General features: G+C 67.1%; 19 protein-coding genes. 18 read left to right on the forward strand and 1 reads right to left on the reverse strand.

Translation table 11 applies throughout. The features are described 5' to 3' along the window. The first annotated feature begins 324 nt into the window (after positions 1–324). The 8 genes from G3O00_RS25900 (at position 325) to G3O00_RS25935 (ending at position 7,363) form a co-directional block, all read left to right on the forward strand. Complete coding sequence (locus tag G3O00_RS25900) at positions 325–678, forward strand: YciI family protein (protein ID WP_206144722.1); 354 nt, start codon at positions 325–327, stop codon at positions 676–678. Positions 679–803: 125 nt separating this feature from the next. Beyond that, on the forward strand, positions 804–1,223 hold the full coding sequence (locus G3O00_RS25905; protein WP_206144723.1) for a YciI family protein: 420 nt from the start codon (positions 804–806) through the stop codon (positions 1,221–1,223). Positions 1,224–1,265: 42 nt separating this feature from the next. After that, positions 1,266–1,682 carry an extradiol dioxygenase gene (locus tag G3O00_RS25910; RefSeq protein ID WP_011355876.1) on the forward strand — a complete coding sequence of 139 codons (417 nt, stop codon included), beginning with the start codon at positions 1,266–1,268 and terminating at the stop codon, positions 1,680–1,682. Continuing rightward, positions 1,679–2,947: an RNA polymerase sigma factor gene (locus G3O00_RS25915; RefSeq protein WP_011355875.1), complete on the forward strand. Its 1,269-nt coding sequence runs from the start codon at positions 1,679–1,681 to the stop codon at positions 2,945–2,947. The genes G3O00_RS25910 and G3O00_RS25915 overlap by 4 nt, the downstream gene beginning before the upstream one ends. Positions 2,948–3,193: 246 nt before the next feature. After that, complete coding sequence (locus tag G3O00_RS25920; RefSeq protein WP_011355874.1) at positions 3,194–3,616, forward strand: ferritin family protein; 423 nt, start codon at positions 3,194–3,196, stop codon at positions 3,614–3,616. A gap of 123 nt (positions 3,617–3,739) precedes the next feature. Then, positions 3,740–5,077, forward strand: coding sequence for a heterodisulfide reductase-related iron-sulfur binding cluster (locus tag G3O00_RS25925; RefSeq protein WP_206144724.1), 1,338 nt, complete (start codon positions 3,740–3,742; stop codon positions 5,075–5,077). Between the two features lie 31 nt (positions 5,078–5,108). Next, a complete protein-coding gene (locus tag G3O00_RS25930) occupies positions 5,109–5,690 on the forward strand; it encodes a DUF3501 family protein (RefSeq protein ID WP_206144725.1) in 582 nt (193 codons plus the stop codon). A 731-nt stretch (positions 5,691–6,421) separates the two neighbouring features. Then, a complete protein-coding gene (locus tag G3O00_RS25935) occupies positions 6,422–7,363 on the forward strand; it encodes a transposase (protein ID WP_206144726.1) in 942 nt (313 codons plus the stop codon). A gap of 122 nt (positions 7,364–7,485) precedes the next feature. Here the strand turns inward: G3O00_RS25935 and G3O00_RS25940 are convergent, their stop codons facing one another. Further along, positions 7,486–9,012 carry a mannose-1-phosphate guanylyltransferase/mannose-6-phosphate isomerase gene (locus G3O00_RS25940; protein WP_011355870.1) on the reverse strand — a complete coding sequence of 509 codons (1,527 nt, stop codon included), beginning with the start codon at positions 9,010–9,012 and terminating at the stop codon, positions 7,486–7,488. A gap of 428 nt (positions 9,013–9,440) precedes the next feature. On the opposite strand from G3O00_RS25940, the gene G3O00_RS25945 reads away from it, so the two are divergent. The 10 genes from G3O00_RS25945 (at position 9,441) to G3O00_RS25990 (ending at position 22,263) form a co-directional block, all read left to right on the forward strand. After that, positions 9,441–10,814, forward strand: coding sequence for an undecaprenyl-phosphate glucose phosphotransferase (locus tag G3O00_RS25945; RefSeq protein WP_174931882.1), 1,374 nt, complete (start codon positions 9,441–9,443; stop codon positions 10,812–10,814). An 80-nt stretch (positions 10,815–10,894) separates the two neighbouring features. Then, positions 10,895–12,307: a UDP-glucose/GDP-mannose dehydrogenase family protein gene (locus G3O00_RS25950; RefSeq protein ID WP_174944583.1), complete on the forward strand. Its 1,413-nt coding sequence runs from the start codon at positions 10,895–10,897 to the stop codon at positions 12,305–12,307. Between the two features lie 30 nt (positions 12,308–12,337). Beyond that, positions 12,338–12,781 (forward strand): low molecular weight protein-tyrosine-phosphatase, encoded by a 444-nt coding sequence (locus G3O00_RS25955; protein WP_011355867.1) that lies wholly within the window; start codon positions 12,338–12,340, stop codon positions 12,779–12,781. Further along, a complete protein-coding gene (locus tag G3O00_RS25960) occupies positions 12,775–13,953 on the forward strand; it encodes a polysaccharide biosynthesis/export family protein (RefSeq protein WP_011355866.1) in 1,179 nt (392 codons plus the stop codon). The genes G3O00_RS25955 and G3O00_RS25960 overlap by 7 nt, the downstream gene beginning before the upstream one ends. A gap of 50 nt (positions 13,954–14,003) precedes the next feature. Next, positions 14,004–16,229 (forward strand): polysaccharide biosynthesis tyrosine autokinase, encoded by a 2,226-nt coding sequence (locus tag G3O00_RS25965; RefSeq protein WP_206144727.1) that lies wholly within the window; start codon positions 14,004–14,006, stop codon positions 16,227–16,229. A gap of 64 nt (positions 16,230–16,293) precedes the next feature. Then, positions 16,294–17,253, forward strand: a complete 960-nt coding sequence (locus G3O00_RS25970; protein WP_011355864.1) for a glycosyltransferase family 2 protein — start codon at positions 16,294–16,296, stop codon at positions 17,251–17,253. Between the two features lie 49 nt (positions 17,254–17,302). Next, positions 17,303–18,439, forward strand: a complete 1,137-nt coding sequence (locus G3O00_RS25975) for a glycosyltransferase family 4 protein (protein ID WP_206144728.1) — start codon at positions 17,303–17,305, stop codon at positions 18,437–18,439. Positions 18,440–18,449: 10 nt separating this feature from the next. After that, complete coding sequence (locus tag G3O00_RS25980; RefSeq protein WP_011355862.1) at positions 18,450–19,916, forward strand: glucose-6-phosphate isomerase; 1,467 nt, start codon at positions 18,450–18,452, stop codon at positions 19,914–19,916. Beyond that, the gene (locus G3O00_RS25985) at positions 19,913–21,097 is read left to right on the forward strand and encodes a glycosyltransferase family 4 protein (protein WP_011355861.1); all 1,185 of its coding nucleotides are present in this window, start codon (positions 19,913–19,915) and stop codon (positions 21,095–21,097) included. Before G3O00_RS25980 ends, G3O00_RS25985 begins: the two co-directional genes overlap by 4 nt. Further along, positions 21,097–22,263, forward strand: a complete 1,167-nt coding sequence (locus tag G3O00_RS25990) for a glycosyltransferase family 4 protein (RefSeq protein ID WP_011355860.1) — start codon at positions 21,097–21,099, stop codon at positions 22,261–22,263. The genes G3O00_RS25985 and G3O00_RS25990 overlap by 1 nt, the downstream gene beginning before the upstream one ends. Positions 22,264–22,336: the final 73 nt, after the last annotated feature.

Raw genomic sequence — 22,336 nt, forward strand, 5'->3', positions numbered from 1 at the left:
TGCGCCGCGGCAGCCTGCGCTGACCGGCGGCGCGGCCGCGGCCGGCCGGGCGAAGACGGCGAAAAGGGCGGTGAAGGCGATGAACGGTGCAACGGCAAGCGGCACAAGCAGGCGTGACATGGGGCGGTCCACAGGAAGACAATCCGACGGTTCGGGAAAGCATCTTGACGGCAAAATGTCAGGAAGCGGCCGAATTGGCCGTCCGGCCAGTTGCCGATTGGCCGACGATGCAACGCGCGCGGCGGCTGCTACGCTTTTGCATCGGCCGGCGCATCCCGATCGCGCAGCGAACGCCGCCGCGCCCCGTTCCCACAGGAGAAGTCCATGTCTTACATGCTGTTGATTGTCGAGCCGACCGACCAGCGCGCCGAACGCACGCTCGACGAAGGTCAGGCGTTGTACGCACGGATGGTCGATTTCGCCGAGACGCTGAAGGCGCGCGGCGTGCTGCGCGGCGTCGAGTCGCTGGAGCGTTCCGAGCGCGGCACGCGCGTGCAGGTGCGCGACGGCGAGACGCGCCTGCTCGACGGCCCGTTCGCGGAGGCGAAGGAGATGGTCGGCGGCTTCTTCATCGTCGACGTCGACACGCGCGAGGAAGCGATCGAGATCGCGCGCCAGTGCCCGGCCGCGCAGTGGTGCACGATCGAGGTGCGCGCGGTCGGCCCGTGCTTCCTGTGAAGGCTGGATCTAGGTATTTACCCTGATATGTCGCGGAATATGTCGATCCGGCTGTCTTCCGGCCGTGGTCCGGATAAGGCGCCGATGAACGGGCGCTGCTTTCCACCGACGACAAGGAGTGAACGATGCGATTCATGATCATGATCCGGGCGAACGCCGTCAGCGAGTCCGACGCGTTGCCGGACAACCGGCTGGTCGAGGCCATGACCGTCTATCACGAGGAACTGGCCAAGGCCGGCGTGCTGCTCGACGCGAACGGGCTGCGCCCGAGCGCGAGCGGCTGGCGCGTGCGCTACTCGGGCGGCAAGGGCACCGTGGTCGACGGCCCGTTCGCCGAAACGAAGGAACTGATTGCCGGCTATACGCTGATCCAGGTGCGTTCGCGCGACGAAGCGCTCGAATGGACGCGCCGGTTTCCCGCGCCGTTCGGCGCCGAGATGGATTGCGAGATTGAGGTGCGGCCGCTGTTCGAGCTCGACGACCTCACGCCGAGCGACGCGGTCGAGCGGTTTCGCGAACTCCACGTCGGCCGCACCGGCGCCTGATCGATTGCCCACCTGAATCCAACCTCACCGGGAGCACCCGACATGCACAAGATGGTCTTCATCAATCTGCCCGTGGCCGACCTGCCGCGCTCGAAGGCGTTCTACCAGGCGCTCGGCTTCGAAGTCGTGCCGGCCTATACCAACGACCAGGCCGCCTGCATCAAGATCAGCGACACGATCTTCGCGATGCTGCTCGTACGGCCGTTTTTCCAGACGTTCACCGGCAAAACCATCATCGATCCGGCAACGCAGGTGCAGGTCCTGTCGTGCCTGTCGTGCGAAAGCCGTGCCGAGGTCGACGGAATCGTCGCCAAGGCGCTGGCGGCCGGCGGGTCCGCGCCGCAAGCACCGCGCGAGTACCCGAACATGTACGGCCACGGGTTCGACGATCCGGACGGCCATGCATGGGAGCTGATGGCCATGCCGCTGGACGCGTCCGCCGAGGGGCAGGCGTCGTGACGCGTGAGGCGACTCACCGTGCGATCGAAGCGGTCTGGCGGATCGAGGCGCCCAAGATCATCGCGCGCGCCGCGCGCGTGGTACGCGACGTCGGCGTGGCCGAGGAACTGGCGCAGGACACGCTCGTCGCGGCGCTCGAGCACTGGCCCGTCGACGGCGTGCCCGACAACCCGGCCGCATGGCTGATGACGGCCGTGAAGCGTCGCGCACTCGATCGTGTCCGGCAGGAGTCGCTCCACGCGGCGAAGCGCGACCAGCTCGGCCACGAGATGGACGCGCTCGAAGCGCATGTCGTCCCCGACATCGCGGAGGCGCTTGCCGACGCGAGCGAGGACGACATCGGCGACGATCTTCTGCGGCTGATCTTCACGTCGTGCCACCCGGTGCTGTCGACCGATGCGCGCGTCGCGCTGACGCTGCGGCTGCTCGGCGGGCTGACGACGGACGAGATCGCGCGCGCGTTCCTGACGCCCGAGCCGACGATCGCGCAGCGGATCGTGCGCGCGAAGCGCACGCTCGCGGCGGCGCACGTGCCGTTCGAGGTGCCGGCTGCCGATGCGCGGCCAGCGCGGCTCGCGTCGGTGCTCGAAGTGATCTATCTCGTGTTCAACGAAGGCCATGCGGCGACCTCGGGCGACGACTGGACACGCCCGGCGCTGTGCGACGAGGCGTTGCGGCTCGGCCGCGTGCTGGCCGGGCTGGCGCCGGACGAGAGCGAGGTGCTCGGGCTCGTCGCGCTGATGGAGCTACAGGCGTCGCGCATGCATGCGCGCACCGACGCGCAGGGCCGGCCCGTGCTGCTGCTCGACCAGGATCGCAGCCGCTGGGATCCGCTGCTGATCCGGCGCGGACTTGCTGCGCTCGAACGCGCGACGAAGCTCGGCGGCGTACGCGGGCGGTATGCGTTGCAGGCCGCGCTGGCAGCCTGCCATGCGCGCGCTCGGCAGGCGTCGGATACGGACTGGGCGCAGATCGTCGCGCTGTATGACGCGCTTGCCGAAGTCGCGCCGTCGCCCGTCGTCGAGCTGAATCGCGCGGTGGCCGTCGGGATGGCGTTCGGGCCCGCCGCGGCGCTCGAACTCGTCGACGCGCTGCGCGACGATCCCGCGCTCGCGCGCTATCACTGGCTGCCGAGCGTGCGCGGCGACCTGCTGGCGAAGCTGGGCCGCGCCGACGAGGCGAAGGCCGAATTCCGCCGCGCGGCGGAACTGACGCGCAACGAGCGCGAACGCGAATTGCTGCTCAGGCGTGCGACGGACGCGTGACCCACGCGGCACGCGTGAACGCAGCGCGCCGAGCACCGCGCACTGAGCACCGAGCACCGCGCCCGCCACCGCGCCCCACCTCCCGCCAAGCACTATCGCCCGGATTGAAAAAGCCTATTGGGGGATGCGAACGCGAGCGCCTAGATTGAAGAGCACGATGCGCGCGCCCCGGCGTACGCATCGTTCCCCACATACCTGATCGGCCCGGCTTCGCACGCGGCCGCGCCGACTCGAACGGAGGCGCAAATGGCTCAACTCAAGGGCAGCAAAACCGAAGAGAACCTGAAGGCCGCATTCGCGGGTGAATCGCAGGCGAACCGGCGTTATCTGTATTTCGCTTCGAAGGCTGACGTCGAAGGCCAGAACGACGTCGCCGCGCTGTTCCGCTCGACCGCCGAAGGCGAAACCGGCCATGCGCATGGCCATCTCGAATACCTGGAAGCCGTCGGCGATCCGGCAACGGGCTTGCCGTTCGGTTCATCGCGGCAGAATCTCGAATCGGCGATCGCCGGCGAAACGCACGAATACACCGACATGTATCCGGGCATGGCGAAGGCGGCGCGCGACGAGGGTTTCGACGAAATCGCGAACTGGTTCGAGACGCTCGCGAAGGCTGAGCGCAGCCACGCGAACCGCTATACGAAGGCGCTGGACAGTCTCGTCGACTGACGGGCCGCCGCGGGCCGCACGGCAGGCCGTGCGACCGGCAAGCGGCCGGCTGTTCGTTCATCGCCGCCCGCATCGCGCGGGCGGCGCTGGCGCGCATGCGCGCCACGCTCGATGGAGCGCCCCATGCCCCACAAGGAAGGCAGTCTCGAAGCCCCGACCCGGCATCCGCTCGACTGGCAGTCCGATGCGTTCTACGACCAGGCCGCGATCGATGCGGAAATGACGCGCGTGTTCGACATCTGCGCCGGGTGCCGGCGCTGCGTGTCGTTGTGCGGCGCGTTTCCGACGCTGTTCGATCTGGTCGACGACACGCCGATGGGCGATATCGAGGAGGTGCCGAAGGACGCGTTCGGCAAGGTCGTCGACCAGTGCTACCTGTGCGACCTCTGCTACATGACGAAATGCCCGTACGTGCCGCCGCATGCATGGAACGTCGACTTCCCGCACCTGATGCTGCGCGGCAAGGCCGCGCGCTACCAGCGCGGCGAGGCGACGCTGCGCGACAAGGTGCTGTCGAACACCGACGCGCTCGGCCATTTCGCCGGCATCCCGATCGTCACGCAGGCGGTGAACGCGGTGAACCGCACGCCGCCCGCGCGCCATGCGCTCGAGGCGACGCTCGGCGTCGACCGCAACGCATGGCTGCCGGAATTCGCGCCGCGCAAGTTCCGGCGCACGGCGAAGCCCTCGGACGGCGTGCCGGTGCGCGACGGCGAACGCACGCCCGGCAAGGTCGCGATCTACGGAACCTGCTACGTGAATTTCAACGAACCCGGCATCGGCCACGACCTGCTCGCGATCCTCGCGCACAACGACATCCCGTACGAGCTCGTCACGCGCGAAGCCTGCTGCGGGATGCCGCTGCTCGAGCAGGGCAATCTCGCCGGCGTGGCCGCGAAGAAGGACGTGAACCTGCCCGTGCTCGAACGCTATGCGCGCGAAGGCTATGCGCTGATCGGCGCGATCCCGAGCTGCGTGCTGATGTACAAGAGCGAGCTGCCGCTGATGTTCCCCGGCGACGAAGCGGTGCGCGCGGTGGCCGAAGCATTCTGGGATCCGTTCGAATACGTGATCGCGCGGCATCGCGACGGACTGCTGAAGACCGATTTCAAGACGGGCCTCGGCACCGTGTCGTATCACGTGCCGTGCCATGCGCGCGTGCAGAACATCGGCCGCAAGACGGCCGACGCGCTGTCGCTCGTGCCCGATACGCGCGTGAATGTCGTCGAGCGCTGTTCGGGCCATGCGGGCACGTTCGGCGTGAAGAAGGAATTTCATGCGGACGCGATGCGGATCGGCGGGCCCGTATTCAAGGCGATGGCCGAGCCGCAGCCGGATTTCGTGTCGTCGGACTGCGCGCTGGCCGGCCATCACATCGTGCAGGGCATCGAGGGCAAGGGGCTGCCGTCCGCGCCGCTCGCGCATCCGCTCACGTTATTGCGCCGCGCATACGGCATCTGAGCCACGGCCAGCCGACCCACGAGGACCTCCCATGACGTTGACCCGCGACTCCCTGTTGACGCTCGAAGCGTACGCGAAGATCCGCAAGGCCGAACACGCGCGGCTCGTCGCGTACAAGCGCCGCCGCGCGGTGGCGCTCGGCAATCACGTGCGCTTCCTGTTCGAGGACGAGACGACGATCCGCTATCAGATCCAGGAGATGCTGCACATCGAGAAGATCTTCGACCAGGCGGGCATCGAAGGCGAGCTGGAGGCGTATCTGCCGCTCGTGCCCGACGGCACGAACCTGAAGGCGACGATGCAGATCGAGTACGAGCACGAGATCGAACGGCGCGCGGCGCTCGCGCGGCTGATCGGTGTCGAGGATCGCGTGTACCTGCGGGTCGACGGGCATGCGAACGTCTACGCGATCGCCGACGAGGATCTCGACCGCGACAACGCCGAGAAGACGTCGGCCGTGCACTTCTTGCGCTTCGAGTTCGGTGCGCCGATGCGGGCGGCGCTCAAGGGCGGGGCGGCGCTGTCGATCGGCTGCGATCACCCGGCCTACACGATGCCGCCGCAGCGCGTGGACGCGGACGTGACCGCCTCGCTGGCCGGCGATCTGCGCTGACGCGTCCGCTGCACGTTCGGCACCACCTGCCCACCGGTTTCTTTTTCCGTTCCGACCCGAAACAGGATTTCCGCTCCCGATGCGGCGCGATCGCTCGCCTGCCGCCGTGAAGATGTAACAGACGTCACGAGTTTGCGCGTGGCGAAAGATGTGCATCGCGCGTCACCGGGCTTTCATCACTCGCAGAGAAACAATAAAAAGATTGTGCACGGAGATAATTAAAATCGGCGGAATTTGAATGATTTACCGATTCGTGAATATCTTGTTACGCTTTTTTCCCTGATTTACCGATGTCCGGAAGCAATGCGCGGGATTGTTGCCGGCAAGGGTCGGAGCGGCCCGAAAATGCCCATGAAAAGGTATTCTTCATACGCTGCGGAGCCCCGCCAGACGGGCCTTTGCAGCGACGGGCATAAAGATCTCGCAAAAAAATTCAAGCGTAAATACATTACGCACCCATGGCAGGTTGTTTCAGTGCGTAACATTAAGTCATTGTCATATTGAGATAAACCCTGAGGATGGTATGCTTCGTGCACAAAAATTCCCACATTGGAGTGAGACCGTGATTTGTGCGTCATTGCCGGGAATGGCGGCACCGTGAAAGTGCGGTGCTGCACCGGCATGCACAACACCGGATAACCATAATGTGCAACCTGGCCGCCCCGCGACGCGATGTGTCGCGACGGCGCCGCCAATCGCAGCCCCGGCCTGGCTGCGTGGAGAGATCTACTATGTTCTTCGATGAGCTTAACGATGAAGAGTGGTTTCGTCTTTCAACGCTGATCGCCGATGAACCCATCCGGCTGAACCGTCGTGGGCGTCCACGAGCCGAACCGCGCGTCGTTGCCAACGCGGTGCTCTGGATCCTGACGACCGGTGAAGCCTGGTCGAAGCTGCCCGGTCGCTATCCGTCCGGGCCGACGTGCCGTCGCCGTTACGAGGAGTGGCTGGCGTCCGGCACGCTGCTGCAGATGATCGACGTGCTGACCCAGTTCAGCGGGCGCACGTTCGCGTATATTCCGCCGCCGCCGGTGCCGGTCGTGCCCGCGCGCCGTGCCGAACCCGTGCCCGACAACGATCGCTTGCGCGGCGTGTTCTGGCAAAACCCCGAATCGTGGCAATTGCCGGTCGCTCAGGCAAACGTTTGGGAGGGCGAGGGCGCGTCGCTGAGTGCGATGCCGGTCGACGAAGCGGTCGATCCGTCGGCCGTGTCGTTCGAGGTGCCCGGTGCGCCGTCGACAGAGCTGCGCCATGCGCATGCGTCGTCGGCGAGCTTCGCCGCGGCCGAACCGCAAGTCGACGAATATCGCGGCTATACGATCTGCGGCATCGCGCAGCCCGTGCAGAACCTGATGTATCGCGCGTGGGCCGAGATTTCGCAGGAGGACCGGCGCGTCGAGCGCTCGGGCCTGATCGGCCCGCGCTTCACCGATGCCGAGGAAGCCGAGCAGTTCGCGCTCGACTGGGCGCGCCAGTGGATCGATCGCCATGGCGCGAGCGACGAACCGGCGCGTGAGCCGCAAGGCGAGGTGCTGGCCGGCCTGTCCGCGCTCGCGCGTGCCGAGTCGGACATCCAGCGCTTCATCGCCGAGCGTCATGCGAGCGCGCTGTCCGAAAGCCGCAACGATCCGGTGCAGCCGGAGCGCCGCGAGTATGTCTACCGCGTCGGCTGATCGCCGGCCCGCTGAAACGCGCGGGCCGTCGTGTGCCACGACGCCCGCGCGGAAGTCCCGTCTTTCCATGCTTGCCTTGCCTGGGGCGCCGCCGTCGAAGCGGCGCCCCATGTGCACGTGCGTTACTGCCGGCCGTAGGTATCGTCGAAGCGGACGATGTCGTCCTCGCCGAGATACGCGCCCGACTGCACTTCGATCAGCTCGAGCGGCATCATGCCCGGGTTCTCCAGGCGGTGCGACACGCCGAGCGGGATGTACGTCGATTCGTTTTCGGACAGCAGGAACGTTTCGTCGCCGCGCGTGATGCGCGCGGTGCCGCGCACGACGATCCAGTGTTCGGCGCGATGGTGGTGCATCTGCAGCGACAGGCGCGCCCCCGGTTTCACGACGATGCGTTTCACCTGGAAGCGTTCGCCCATGTCGATCGAATCGTAGTGGCCCCACGGGCGATGCACCTTGCGGTGATCGGTCGCTTCCGCGCCGCGTTGCGCCTTGATGTGCCCGACGATTTTCTTCACGTCCTGCACGCGCGACTTGTCCGCGACGAGCACGGCGTCGGGCGTTTCGACGACGACGAGGTTCTGCGTGCCAAGGCAGGCGACGAGCCGGCTTTCCGAATGCGCGAACGTCGATTCCGCGCCTTCGAACAGCACGTGGCCGCGGCCGACGTTGTCCGCGTCGTCCTTCGGCGAGATCTGCCAGATCGCATCCCACGAGCCGACGTCCGACCAGCCCGCGTCGAGCGGCACGACGACGCTCTCGCACAGTTGCGGCAGGCTCGCGATCGGCTCCATCACCGCGTAGTCGATCGAGTTCGACGGCGACGCGGCGAATGCATCGCGATCGACGCGGAAGAAATCGCCATCGGCCTTGCCCTGGGCGACGGCCTGTTCGCAGGCCGCGTAGATCGCCGGTTCGAGCTGGCGGATCGCCTTCAGCCAGACCGAGGCGCGCACGATGAAGATGCCGCTGTTCCACCAGTATTCGCCCGATGCAACGTACTGCTGAGCGAGTTCGAGATGCGGCTTCTCGACGAAACGGTCGAGGCGGCGCACGTCGAGTTTGCCGGTGGCGGCATCGCCGAGCGGCGCGCCGACGCGGATGTAGCCGTAGCCGGTTTCCGCGTGCGTGGGCACGATGCCCATCGTCGCGATCTTGCCTTGCATCGCGCAGTGCACGCCGGCCGCGACGGCCGCGTGGAAGCGCGGCAGGTCGGCGACCGCATGGTCGGCCGGCATCACGGTCATCACCGCATCGTTGCCGCCGGCGACCAGCCGCAACGCGGCGAGCGTCAGCGCGGGTGCGGTGTCGCGGCCGATCGGCTCGAGCATGATCGACGCCGGTTTGCCGGTCAGGCGCAACTGCTCGGCAGTGGTGAAGCGGTGATCCTCGCCGCATACGATCAGCACGTCGTCGTTCAGCGGATGGTCGGCCGTCAGGCCGTCGAGGCGCAGCGCGGTCGATTGCAGCAGCGAATGTTCGCCGAGCAGGCCGATCAGCTGTTTCGGAAAACGTTCGCGCGACATCGGCCACAGGCGCGTGCCGGACCCGCCGGCGAGAATCACCGGTTGCACGGCGACGCGCGTGCCGGCGGCGGGGGCGGTGGAAGAAGAATGGCGCGTTTCGGCAGCCACGGCCGGAGCATTCATGAGGACACTCTCCACGGTTGAAGTCAGTGCCTGTCGTTGTAGCATGAAGTAAATCGACAATAAAACCGGGTCCATTGCCTGATATTCGCCAGGCATTCATCAGGAAGAATTTTCCGCACTATCATCCGATGCAAATAAAAAATTGAAAAATAAATCGGTGAATCGGCTGGTCTTGACCGCCCGCAAAGGGTGAGCGGAAATCGTAAAGCTTCCGAAAAATTCCCGATTTCCGGGCATTTCGGGAAAACGTGCCGAATTAATTCAAAAACTTCGCGGCAAGAATTTCCGATTATTTTTCGAAATACTTGTGCGCTTGAGGCGGAATTTTCTTGTCGCTTCAATAGCGTCATGCAACGTTTGAATCGAATGTGCGGCACGGGTCGCACAAGGAGCTGTTCGGCAAACGCCTGTTCAAAGAGGAAGCAGACATGTTGAGCGTGCTGGCGAGAGTCATCGATATCGCGATGGTCGTGATGGGGGCGCTGATCGCCGCCACGCTGCACGGTGGCAGCATCTGGCTCAACGACCTGCAGCGCACGATGATGCTGTTCGATTGCCTGCTCGTCGTCGTGTGCTTTCCCGCGTTCGGCATTTACCAGTCGTGGCGCGGCAAGCGTCTCGTCGGGCTGGTGGGGCGGGTCGCGTTCGCGTGGCTGGTGGTCGAGCTCGCGGGGATCCTGCTGAGCTTCAGCTTTCATCAGTCGGGCGACCTGTCGCGGCTGTGGCTGGGTTACTGGGCGCTCGTGACGATGGCGCTGCTCGTCGGTTCGAAGGCCTGCGTGCATGTCGTGCTGCGGCAACTGCGTCGCGGCGGCTACAACCTGAAGGCGGTCGCGATCGTCGGCGGGACGCCGGCGGCGCGGCGGCTGATCGCCCAGATGCGGGCGCGGCCGGAAGCCGGTTTCAACCCGGTGTGCGTGTACGACGAAAGCGAAGCGCCGGGCGAAGTCGCGCTCGACGACGTGCGCATCGAGCGGCAGTTCGAATCGCTGGTGTGGCTGGTGCGCAGCCGCGCGATCAGCGAGCTGTGGCTCACGCTGCCGATCACCGAAGAGCGCCGGATTTACCAGATCGTGACGGTGTTCCGCCACGACTTCGTGAACATCCGCTTCATCCCGGATGTGCGCACGCTGTCGTTCTTCAACCAGGAAGTGGTCGAGGTGCTCGGCGTGCCGGCGATCAACCTCGCGGCGTCGCCGATCACCGACGTGCGGATCCTGCCGAAGTTCGTGTTCGACCGGGCGTTCGCGCTGGTGGCGCTCACGGGCCTCGCACCGGTGATGCTGCTGATCGCGTGCCTGATCAAGCTGACGTCGCGCGGGCCGGTGTTCTTCCGCCAGAAGCGCAAGGGCATCGACGGGCATGAGTTCGAGATCTACAAGTTCCGCTCGATGAAGGTGCACCAGGAAGTGGCGGGGCAGGTCACGCAGGCGAAGAAGAACGATTCGCGCGTGACGCCGGTCGGCCGGTTCCTGCGCCGCACGAGCCTCGACGAGCTGCCGCAGTTCATCAACGTGCTGAAGGGCGAGATGTCGGTCGTCGGCCCGCGCCCGCATGCGCTCGCGCACGACGACATCTACAAGGATCTGGTCAAGGGCTACATGTTCCGCTACCGGATCAAGCCGGGCATCACCGGGTGGGCGCAGATCAACGGCTTCCGCGGCGAGACCGACCAGATCGAGAAGATGATGGGACGCGTGAAGCTCGACCTGTACTACATGCAGAACTGGTCGTTCTGGCTCGACATCAAGATCGTCGTGCTGACGCTCTGGAAAGGCTTCACCGGCAGCAACGCGTACTAAGTACCGAGTACCGAGATCGCGCCACGCAGGCATTCCGGTTTTACGAATTTCGAATCATTGGTCAAGAGGTCCGACACATCATGAATCTGACTATCATCGGCAGCGGTTACGTAGGTCTTGTCACCGGCGCGTGTCTCGCCGACATCGGGCACGACGTGTTCTGTCTCGACGTCGACCAGGCAAAGATCGACGTCCTGAACAACGGCGGCGTGCCGATCCACGAGCCGGGCCTGAAGGAAGTGATCGCGCGCAACCGCTCGGCCGGCCGCCTGCGCTTCTCGACCGATATCGAGGCCGCGGTCGCGCACGGCGACGTGCAGTTCATCGCAGTCGGCACACCGCCCGACGAGGACGGTTCGGCCGACCTGCAATACGTGCTCGCGGCCGCACGCAACATCGGCCGCTACATGACCGGCTTCAAGGTGATCGTCGACAAGTCGACGGTGCCGGTCGGCACGGCCGAGCGCGTGCGCGCGGCGGTGGCGGAAGAACTCGCGAAGCGCGGCGGCGACCAGATGTTCTCGGTCGTGTCGAATCCGGAATTCCTGAAGGAAGGCGCGGCAGTCGACGATTTCACGCGGCCGGACCGCATCGTGATCGGCTGCGACGACGACGTGCCGGGCGAGCGCGCCCGCGAGCTGATGAAGAAGCTGTACGCGCCGTTCAACCGCAACCACGAACGCACGCTGTACATGGACGTGCGCTCGGCCGAGTTCACGAAATACGCGGCGAACGCGATGCTCGCGACCCGCATTTCGTTCATGAACGAGCTGGCCAACCTCGCCGACCGCTTCGGCGCGGACATTGAGGCCGTGCGCCGCGGGATCGGCTCCGATCCGCGCATCGGCTATCACTTCCTGTATGCCGGCTGCGGCTACGGCGGCTCGTGCTTCCCGAAGGACGTCGAGGCGCTGATCCGCACGGCCGACGAGCACGGGCAGGCGCTGCAGATCCTGAAGGCGGTGTCGTCGGTCAACGCCACGCAAAAGCGCGTGCTCGCCGAGAAGATCGTCGCGCGTTTCGGCGAGGACCTGACCGGCCGCACCTTCGCCATCTGGGGCCTCGCGTTCAAGCCGAACACCGACGACATGCGCGAAGCGCCGAGCCGCGAGCTGATCGCCGAGCTGCTGTCGCGCGGGGCGCGCATCGCCGCGTACGACCCGGTCGCGCAGCAGGAAGCGCGCCGCGTGATCGCGCTCGATCTCGCCGATCACCCGAGCTGGCTCGAGCGCCTGAGCTTCGTCGACGACGAGGCGCAGGCCGCACGCGATGCCGACGCGCTCGTGATCGTCACCGAATGGAAGATCTTCAAGAGCCCCGACTTCGTCGCGCTCGGCCGCTTGTGGAAATCGCCGGTGATCTTCGACGGCCGCAACCTGTACGAGCCGGAGACGATGAGCGAGCAGGGCATCGAATACCACCCGATCGGCCGGCCGGGCTCGCGCCAGGCCGTCGCCGCCCGCGTGCCGGGCACCGCGCCCGCGAGCGCGTAACCCGTTTCCCGTCACTCGTAACGAGACGCCATGTTCCGGAACATCCTGATCGTCTGCCACGCGAATGTCTGCCGCAGCCCGGCAGCGGAAATGCTGTTCAAGTCGCACGCCGCGTCGCGCGGCGGCCCGCGCCCGACGTTCCACTCGGCGGGCGTGCATGCGAACGACGGCGACGGCATTGATCCGGTGATGCGTCAGCTGCTCGCCGAGCGGGGCGTCGATGCGACGACCCATCGCTCGCGGCGGCTGTCGCGCCGGATCGTGCGCGACGCCGACCTGATTCTCGTCAGCGAGCGTGAACAGATCAAGGCCGTCGAATCGGTCGATCCGTTCGCGCGCGGCAAGGTCCACCTGCTCGGCAAGTGGGAAGGGGCCGAGATTGCCGATCCGCACGGCGGCCCCGAGGCCGATTACCGCGAGAGCTACTCACTGATCGAACGTCTGGTTCAAGGATGGCTACAGAAACTATGCTGAAACGCCCGATGCGCCCGGTGGCGCTTGCCGTCGCGCTGACGACTTTCCTGTCAGCCTGTGCAACCGCGCCCGGCAACTACCTCGACTCGTCGAACCTGAAGGACGAAGGCCGCCAGCAAGCGGCTGAAACCTATCCGGTTCATTACATCGACGCCAAAGTGGTGATGGACCAGCTGCAGAAAGCGCAGGTCGATCATCCGCTGCCGCCGGGACGTTATACCGATCCGTCGGAGTACGTGTACCGCGTCGGCCCGCAGGACATCCTCGGCGTGACCGTGTGGGACCACCCCGAGCTGACGACGCCGCAGGGCCAGTCGTTCTCGAGCGGCGGCAACACGACGCAGACGGTCGCGGGCGCGCTGCAGCAGCCGTATACGACGGCGCTGCCGGGTCAGGCCGATCCGTACGGCCAGACGGTTGCCGCCGACGGCACGATTTTCTTCCCGTTCGTCGGCCGCATCAAGGTGGCCGGCAAGACGGTCGCGCAGATCCGCGAGCAGATGGCGACCACGCTGTCGCGCTACGTGAAGAATCCGCAGCTCGACGTGCGCGTGCTGTCGTTCCGCAGCCAGAAGGTGCAGGTGACGGGCGAGGTGAAGCAACCGGGCCCGCTCGCGGTGAGCGACGTGCCGCTGACGCTCGTCGACGCGATCTCGCGCTCGGGCGGCTCGACCAACGAGGCCGACCTGCAGCGCGTGCGCCTGACGCGCGACGGCAAGCTCTACACGCTCGACGCGAACGGCGTGCTCGATCGCGGCGAAGTGAAGCAGAACGTGATGCTGCAGCCGGGCGACATCGTCAACGTGCCGGACCGCAGCGACAGCCGCGTGTTCATCATGGGCGAGGTCAAGACGCCGGTCACGGTGCCGATGCTCAAGGGCCGCCTGACCATCGCCGACGCGCTGACGGCAGGCGGCGGCATCCTCGATACGGACGCGAACCCGCGCAAGATCTACGTGATGCGCGGGATGCGCGACAACCCGACGAAGCCTGAAGTGTTCCGTCTCGACATGACGCAGCCCGATGCGCTGATGCTGTCGAGCCGCTTCCCGCTTCAGCCGCTCGACGTGGTCTACGTCAGCACGGCCAGCTCGGTGCAGTTCAACCGTGTGCTGCAGCAGGTGCTGCCGACGATCCAGACGATCTTCTTCATGCGGCAAATCACGCGCTGATAGCCCGCCGGGGCGGCGCCTCCGCCCCGGCACCACTCAAGCGGGAACGAATGGTGAACACGCAAGCGAAACACTCCTACGCGGATCTGTCCGCGAAAACCGAGGAAGAGGACGTCGTCCTCGGCCAGCTGCTCCAGGTGATCATGGACGACATCTGGCTGCTGCTCGGCATCGCGGTGACGGTCGTGGCGCTCGCCGGCCTCTACTGCTACATCGCGAAGCCGGTCTACCAGGCCGACGTGCATGTGCGGGTCGAGGGCAACGACAACACGTCGCAGGCGCTCACGCAGACGCAGACGGGCGCGATGATCAACAGCGGCCCGCAGCAGGCGCCGACCGATGCGGAAATCGAGATCATCAAGAGCCGTGGCGTGGTCGCGCCGGTGGTCGAGCAGTTCAAGCTGAATTTCTCGGTCGTGCCGAAGACGCTGCCGGTGATCGGCAGCCTCGCCGCGCGCGTCGCGACGCCGGGCGAACCGGCGCGGCCGTGGCTCGGCCTGAAGTCGTACGCCTGGGGCGGCGAAGTCGCCGACGTCGATTCGATCAACGTCGTGCCGGCGCTCGAAGGCAAGAAGCTGACGCTCACGGCCGGCCCGAACGGCACCTATTCGATCGTCGACCAGAACGGCATGCGGCTGCTGTCGGGCCATGTCGGCGAATCGGCGCAGGGCGGCGGCGTGACGCTGCTCGTGTCGAAGCTCGTCGCGCGCCCCGGTACGCAGTTCACGGTGGTCCGCTACAACGATCTCGACGCGATCAGCGGCTTCCAGACCGGCATCCAGGTGACCGAGCAGGGCAAGCAGACGGGCGTCGTGCAGATCTCGCTCGAAGGCAAGGACCCGGACCAGACCGCCGCGATCGCGAACGCGCTCGCGCAGTCGTACCTGAACCAGCACGTGGTCGCGAAGCAGGCGGAAGCGACCAAGATGCTCGACTTCCTGAAGGGCGAGGAGCCGCGCCTGAAGGCCGACCTCGAACGCGCGGAAGCCGCGCTGACGCAGTACCAGCGCACGTCGGGCTCGATCAACGCGAGCGACGAAGCGAAGGTCTACCTCGAGGGCAGCGTGCAGTACGAGCAGCAGATCGCCGCACAGCGCCTGCAGCTCGCGTCGCTCGCGCAGCGTTTCACCGATTCGCACCCGATGGTGATCGCCGCGAAGCAGCAGCTCGCGGAGCTGCAGGGCGAGAAGGACAAGTTCAGCAACCGCTTCCGCAGCCTGCCGGCCACCGAAGTGAAGGCCGTCCAGCTGCAGCGTGACGCGAAGGTTGCCGAGGACATCTACGTGCTGCTGCTGAACCGCGTGCAGGAGCTGTCGGTGCAGAAGGCCGGCACGGGCGGCAACATCCACCTGATCGATTCGGCGCTGCGTCCGGGCGACCCGGTCAAGCCGAAGAAGGTGCTGATCCTGTCGGCTGCCGTGTTCCTCGGGATGATCCTCGGCACGGGCGTCGTGTTCCTGCGCCGCAACATGTTCCAGGGCATCGAGGATCCCGACCGCATCGAGCGCGCGTTCAACCTGCCGCTGTACGGGCTGGTGCCGCAAAGCGCCGAGCAGGTGAAGCTCGACGCGCAGGCCGAAAAGGGCGGCAGCCGTGCGCGGCCGATCCTCGCGAGCCTGCGTCCGAAGGATCTCAGCGTCGAGAGCCTGCGCAGCCTGCGCACCGCGATGCAGTTCGCGATGATGGATGCGAAGAATCGCGTGATCGTGCTGACGGGCCCGACGCCCGGCATCGGCAAGAGCTTCCTGACGGTCAACCTCGCGGTGCTGCTTGCGCACTCGGGCAAGCGCGTGCTGCTGATCGACGCCGACATGCGTCGTGGCCTGCTCGACCGCTACTTTGGCCTCACGTCGCAGCCGGGCCTGTCCGAGCTGCTGAGCGACCAGTCGCCGCTCGAGGACGCCGTGCGCGAGACGCCGGTGCAGGGCCTGTCGTTCATCTCGGCCGGCACGCGCCCGCCGAACCCGTCGGAGCTGCTGATGTCGACGCGCCTGCCGCAATACCTCGAAGGGCTCGGCAAGCGCTACGACGTCGTGCTGATCGATTCGCCGCCGGTGCTGGCGGTGACCGACGCGACGATCATCGGCCGCATGGCCGGCTCGACGTTCCTCGTGCTGCGCTCGGGCATGCATACCGAAGGCGAGATCGCCGACGCGATCAAGCGCCTGCGCACCGCGGGCGTCGACCTGGAAGGCGGGATCTTCAACGGCGTGCCGCCGAAGGCGCGCGGCTACGGCCGCGGCTATGCGGCCGTGCACGAATACCTGAGCGCCTGATCCGCATCGCACGTAACCGGCCGGGCAGCGCGCGTTGCCCGCCCGGCCGACAGGAGAACCAACGATGAAAATTTCCGTGCTCGTTCCGACCTATCGGCGTCCCGCCGACCTCGCGCGCTGCCTGCTGGCGCTGCAGCGGCAGCATCGGCTGCCCGACGAGGTGATCGTCGTCGCGCGCCCGGAGGATGACGCCACGCACGAACGGCTCGCCGATCCGGCGGTCGGCGGCGCGCTGCCGCTGCGCATCGTGCCGGTCGACGTGCCGGGCCAGGTCGCCGCGCTGAACAAGGGGCTCGACTCGGCGAACGGCGACATCGTCGCGATCACCGACGACGACGCTGCGCCGCACCCCGACTGGCTTGCGCGTGTCGAGTCGGCGTTCGAAGCCGATCCGCGCGTGGGCGCGGTCGGCGGGCGCGACTGGGTGCACGAGAAGGGCCGCGTACTCGACGAATCGCGCGAGCTCGTCGGCCAGCTCACGCTGTCCGGCAAGATCGTCGGCAACCATCATCTCGGCGTCGGCGGCCTGCGCGAAGTCGACATGCTGAAAGGCGCGAACATGAGCTACCGTCGCGCCGCGATCGAGCGGCTGCGCTTCGACACGCGGCTGCGCGGGGCCGGTGCGCAGGTGCACAACGACATGGGCTTCAGCATGCACGTGCAGCGCGACGGCTGGAAGCTCGTCTACGACCCGGCAATCGCGGTCGATCATTTCCCGGCCGAGCGCTTCGACGACGACCGGCGCGATGCCGCGTCGCTGAATGCGATCAGCAACGGCGCGTACAACATGCACCTGATCCTGCGCGAGCATCTGCCGCCGGTCCGGCGCGAGATCGCGTGGTGGTGGTGGACGCTGGTCGGTACGCGCGTCTACCCGGGCCTCGCGCACGTGCTGCTGTCGCTGCATACGGCGAAGCGCGAGCGGATCCGCGAGCACTGGCGCGCGGTGCGCCGCGGCGCACGCGACGCTCGCCGCGCCAACCTTGCCCCCCATCGTGCGGCGATGCCGCCGGTGACGTCTTGAACGCGCCGCGCGCGCAACGCCGCGCGGCCGAACCCGGAGGAGGGCTCGAATGACTGCAACCAAGGTCCACGTTCACCTGTTTTACGGCGCCGATCCGCGTACTTACCGGAAAGGCGAGAACATCGGCTGCCTGTACGGCTATCACCACGCCGAATCCGACGAATTCCGGCTGACCTATTCGCAGGACGGCGGCGAGAGCCGTGTCGCCAGCCTCGCGCGCCGCGCGCTGAAGGCGGCGCTCGGCTTCGATGTCGTGCATGCGTGGCGCAACCGCGCCGCGCTGCTGAACACCGACGTGATCTGGACGCACACGGAGCAGGAGCACCTGGCGGCCTCGCTGATCCTGAAGCTCGCCGGCGCACAGGGCAAGCGCCCGCTGCTGCTCGCCCAGAGCGTGTGGCTGTTCGACAAGTGGAACAGCTTCGGCGGCCCGCGCCGCTGGCTGTACCGCAAGCTGATCGCGCGCGCCGATGCGCTGACCACGCTGGCCCGCGACAACGCCGACCTGTGCCGCCGCTATCTCGGCCGCGACGCCGAGTTCGTCTACTACGGGCTGAACACGCAGGATTTCCCGATCACCGAGCCGCAGCAATGGCAACCGAACCGGCCGCTGCGGATCGCGGCGATCGGCAACGATCGCGACCGCGACTGGCGCACGTTCCTCGCCGCGTTCGGCGGCGACGAGCGCTACGACGTGCGGCTCGCGACGCGCCGCCGCGTGCCGCGCGAGTGGCATGCGCCGAACGTGAAGATCGGCTCGGCATCGGGGCTCGCGAAGCAGCACGAGCTGTACGCATGGGCCGACGTGATCGTCGTGCCGCTGCGGCCGAACTTCCATGCGTCGGGCATCACCGTGATGCTCGAGGCGGCCGCCGTCGGCAAGCCGATGATTGTGTCGGACGTCGGCGGGCTCAGCGACTATTTCCCGCACGATACGGCCGCCTATGTGCCGGCGTTCGACGCGCAGGCGATGCGCCAGGCCGCCGATCGCTTCGTGGCCGATCCGGTCGCGGCGCTCGCCTGCGCGCAGGCTGCCGCCGCGTGCCTGCGCGATCGCGACCTGACCACGCAGGCGTTCGCCGAGCAGCACGTGCGGATCACGCGCGACATGTTGCGCCGGCGCCGGACGCCGGCAGCCGCGGGCCGGGCGATGCCGCTCGCGGATTCGCGCCCGTCGTCGCGGTGAGAGCGGATCGATGAGTACGATTACCGCCGAACGCGCACCGTCGCGCAAACGCAACTGGCTGCCCGAGCCGAAGCATTGGGTCGGGCAGGCCGGGCTGTGGACGTTCACGGCCGCGCTGATCGCCATTCACCAGGGCAAGGTGCTGACGCTCGCGTTTCCGGTGCTGGCCATCGCGGTCGGCATCTGGCTGTATTTCAAGAGTCCGGCGCGCTATGTCGGCTTCATGTGGTGGGTGTGGTTCCTGAGCCCGGAAGTGCGGCGGCTTGCCGACTGGTCGAAGGGCGCGTTCACGCCGACGAGCCTGATCCAGGTCGCGCCGCTCGCGGTGACGATGATCGCCGGCCTCGGGCTGATCCGGCATTACCGCGTGCTCGCGCAGCGGCGCGGGATCCCGATCCTGCTGATGCTGTTCGGGCTCGCGTACGCGTACCTCGTCGGGATCGTGTCGAGCGGCGTGATGGCCGCGACCTACGACCTGGCGAACTGGGTGTACCCGGTGCTGATCGGCTTTCACATCATGGTCAACGCGCGCGACTACCCCGAGTACCGCGACGTGCTGCTGTCCACGTTCATGTGGGGCATGCTCGTGATGGGCGTGTACGGCGTCGTGCAGTACTTCGTGATGCCGCAGTGGGACGTGCTGTGGATGATCGGTTCCGACATGGGCTCGCAGGGCGAGCCGGTGCCGTACGGCGTGCGCGTGTTCAGCACGATGAACTCGTCGGGGCCGTTCGCGTTCGCGATGATGGGCGCGCTGGTGTTCGTGCTCGCGGCGCCGCAGAAGATCCGCTGGTTCGCCGGGGCAGCCGGCTTCGTGTCGTTCGCGCTGTGTCTCGTGCGCTCGACGTGGGGCGGCTGGGTGATCGCGCTCGCGATCCAGCTCGCGCAGTCGAACAACCGCGTGCGGATGCGGATCCTGATCAGCGGTGTCGTGCTGGTCGGGCTGTGCGTGCCGCTGCTGACCGTCGGGCCGGTGGCCGATCGGCTCGGCGCGCGTCTGCAGTCGATCACGAACCTGAAGGACGACCGCAGCTACGACGACCGCAACAAGTTCTACGCCACCTTCGCACAGACCGCGTTCACCGACGTCGCCGGCGAAGGGATGGGCGCGACGGGTGCATCCACGAAGCTGTCGAGCGACAGCGGCGAGCTCGGCAAGTACGGCAGCTTCGACAGCGGCGTGATGAACGTGCCGTTCGTGCTCGGCTGGCCCGGCACGCTGCTGTATCTCGCCGGCGTCGTGATGCTGTTCGGCCGCACGCTGCGCGCGGCGTTCAAGCTGCGCAAGGACAAGTTCGTCGGTGCGTGCCTGAGCCTGTGCCTGTCGACCTTCGCGATGCTCGTGTTCACGAACTCGCTGATCGGCACAGGCGGCCTGCTGATGTTCACAGCCATTTTTTCGATTCTTTCCGCGGCGCACTGGCAAAAGGCACAACGCCTGCTGGGCGCCGCGCGTTTACGGGGAGGCGACCATTGAGAATCGCGATCGTCACGCACGTCGTGCGACATAACGACGGGCAGGGCCGCGTCAATTACGAAATCGCGCGCGCGGCGCTGGCCGAGAACTACGAGGTCACGCTGGTCGCGTCGCATGTCGCGCCCGAGCTGCTGGCCGACCCGCGCGTGCGCTGGGTGCCGGTGAAGGTCGGCGGCTTCTGGCCGTCGAATCTCGTCAAGCAGCAGGTGTTCGCGCTGAAGAGCGCGGCCTGGCTGCGCGCGCACCGCAGCGAATACGACGTGCTGCACGTGAACGGCTTCATTTCGTGGATCAAGGCCGACGTGAATACCGCGCACTTCGTGCACGGCGGCTGGTTCAAGAGTCCGTACTATCCGTTCGGGCCGACGAAGGGGCTGTGGTCGGCTTACCAGTATGTCTATACGCGCGTGAACACCACGCTCGAACGCTGGGCGTACCGGCGTTCGCGCGCGATCACGGCCGTATCGCAGAAGGTGGCCGACGAAATCGCCGGGCTCGGCATCGACAGCCGCAAGATCAGCGTGATCTACAACGGCGTCGACGCCAGCGCGTTCGCGGGCGCACAGGCCGACCGTGCGGCGTTCAAGCTGCCGGACGATGCGTTCCTGCTGCTGTTCGTCGGCGACCTGCGCACGCCGCGCAAGAACCTCGGCACCGTGCTGAAGGCGCTGACGAAGCTGCCGGCGAACGTGCACCTGGCGGTGGCCGGCTACCTGCCGGGTAGCCCGTACCCGGAGGAAGCGCGCGCGCTCGGCATCGATTCGCGCGTGCATTTCCTCGGTCTCGTGAAAAACATGCCGACGCTGATGCGCTCGGTCGACGCCTACGTGTTCCCGTCGCGCTACGAAGCGATGAGCCTGTCGCTGCTCGAGGCGATGGCGGCCGGGCTGCCGGTCGTCACCGCGCGCACGGCGGGCGGCGCGGAAATCATCACGCGCGAGTGCGGGATCGTGCTGGAGGATCCGGACGATCCCGCGGCGCTCGCGCAGGCGATCGGCTCGCTCGCGGCGTCGCGCGACACCTGTCGCGCGATGGGCGAAGCCGCCCGCGAACTGATGACCCGTTTCGGCTGGGCGCACATGGGCGCCCAGTATGTCGCGCTCTACCGGCGCATCGGCCAACCCACGCAGCCGTCCGCCTTCGAGCGGGCGGAGCATGCAGTCACGCAGGAGCAAACGTGATGTCCCAATCTTCCCGGCCGATCAAATCGTTGCAAATCGGCATGCACTGGTTCCCCGAACGCGCGGGCGGCCTCGACCGGATGTACTACTCGCTCGTCGGCGCGCTGCCGGGCGCGGGCGTCGAGGTGCGCGGGCTCGTCGCCGGCTCGCCGAAGGTTGCCGACGACACGGACGGCGCGATCCAGGGCTTCGGCCCCGCATCGGAGTCGCTCGCGCGCCGGATGCTCGCCGCGCGGCGCGCGCTGCGCGAGGAGATCCGCAGCGAGCGACCGGACGTGATCTCGTCGCACTTCGCGCTGTACACGTTCCCGGGCCTCGACGTCACCCGCGGGATTCCGCAGGTGTCGCACTTCCAGGGGCCGTGGGCCGACGAAAGCCAGGTCGAGGGCGCCGCGTCGCTCGGCCAGCGCGCGAAGCGCTATCTCGAACAGGCCGTCTATACGCGCTCGTCGCGGTTGATCGTGCTGTCGCAGGCGTTCGGCCAGATCCTGACGAACCGCTACGGGATCGATCCGTCGCGTGTGCGGGTGATTCCCGGCTGCGTCGATACCGCGCAGTTCGATACGCCGCTCACACCGGCCGAGGCGCGGCACAAGCTGCAACTGCCGCAGGACCGGCCGATCGTGCTGGCCGTGCGCCGGCTCGTGCGGCGCATGGGGCTGGAGGACCTGATCGATGCGATCGGCCTGCTCAAGCACCGTCACCCCGACGTGCTGCTGCTGATCGCCGGCAAGGGCAAGATCGGCGAGGAACTGCAGCAGCGCATCGATGCGGCCGGGCTGCAGGACAACGTGAAGCTGCTCGGCTTCGTGCCCGACAACCATCTCGCGGCGCTGTACCGCGCGGCGACGGTCAGCGTCGTGCCGACGGTCGCGCTCGAAGGCTTCGGGCTGATCACCGTCGAATCGCTCGCGTCCGGCACGCCCGTGCTGGTCACGCCGGTCGGCGGGCTGCCGGAGGCGGTGGCCGGGCTGTCCGACGATCTCGTGCTGCCGTCCACGGGCGCGGATGCGATCGCGGAAGGGCTCGGTGGCGCGCTGTCGGGCGCGATCACGCTGCCCGACGAGGCTGCATGCAAGCGCTATGCACGTGATCATTTCGACAACGCGGTGATCGCGCGGCGCGTGGCCGGCGTGTACGAAGAGGCGATCCAGGCGGCAGGCTGAGTGCGCCGCGGCGCGCAGCCTGCGCGCCGAACCGAAGGCCGAACCGGCGCGCGTGCGCGGCCGGTTCGCGTGC

The organism is Burkholderia sp. Ac-20384 (assembly GCF_017104605.1).
GTDB classification, from domain to species: domain Bacteria; phylum Pseudomonadota; class Gammaproteobacteria; order Burkholderiales; family Burkholderiaceae; genus Burkholderia; species Burkholderia lata.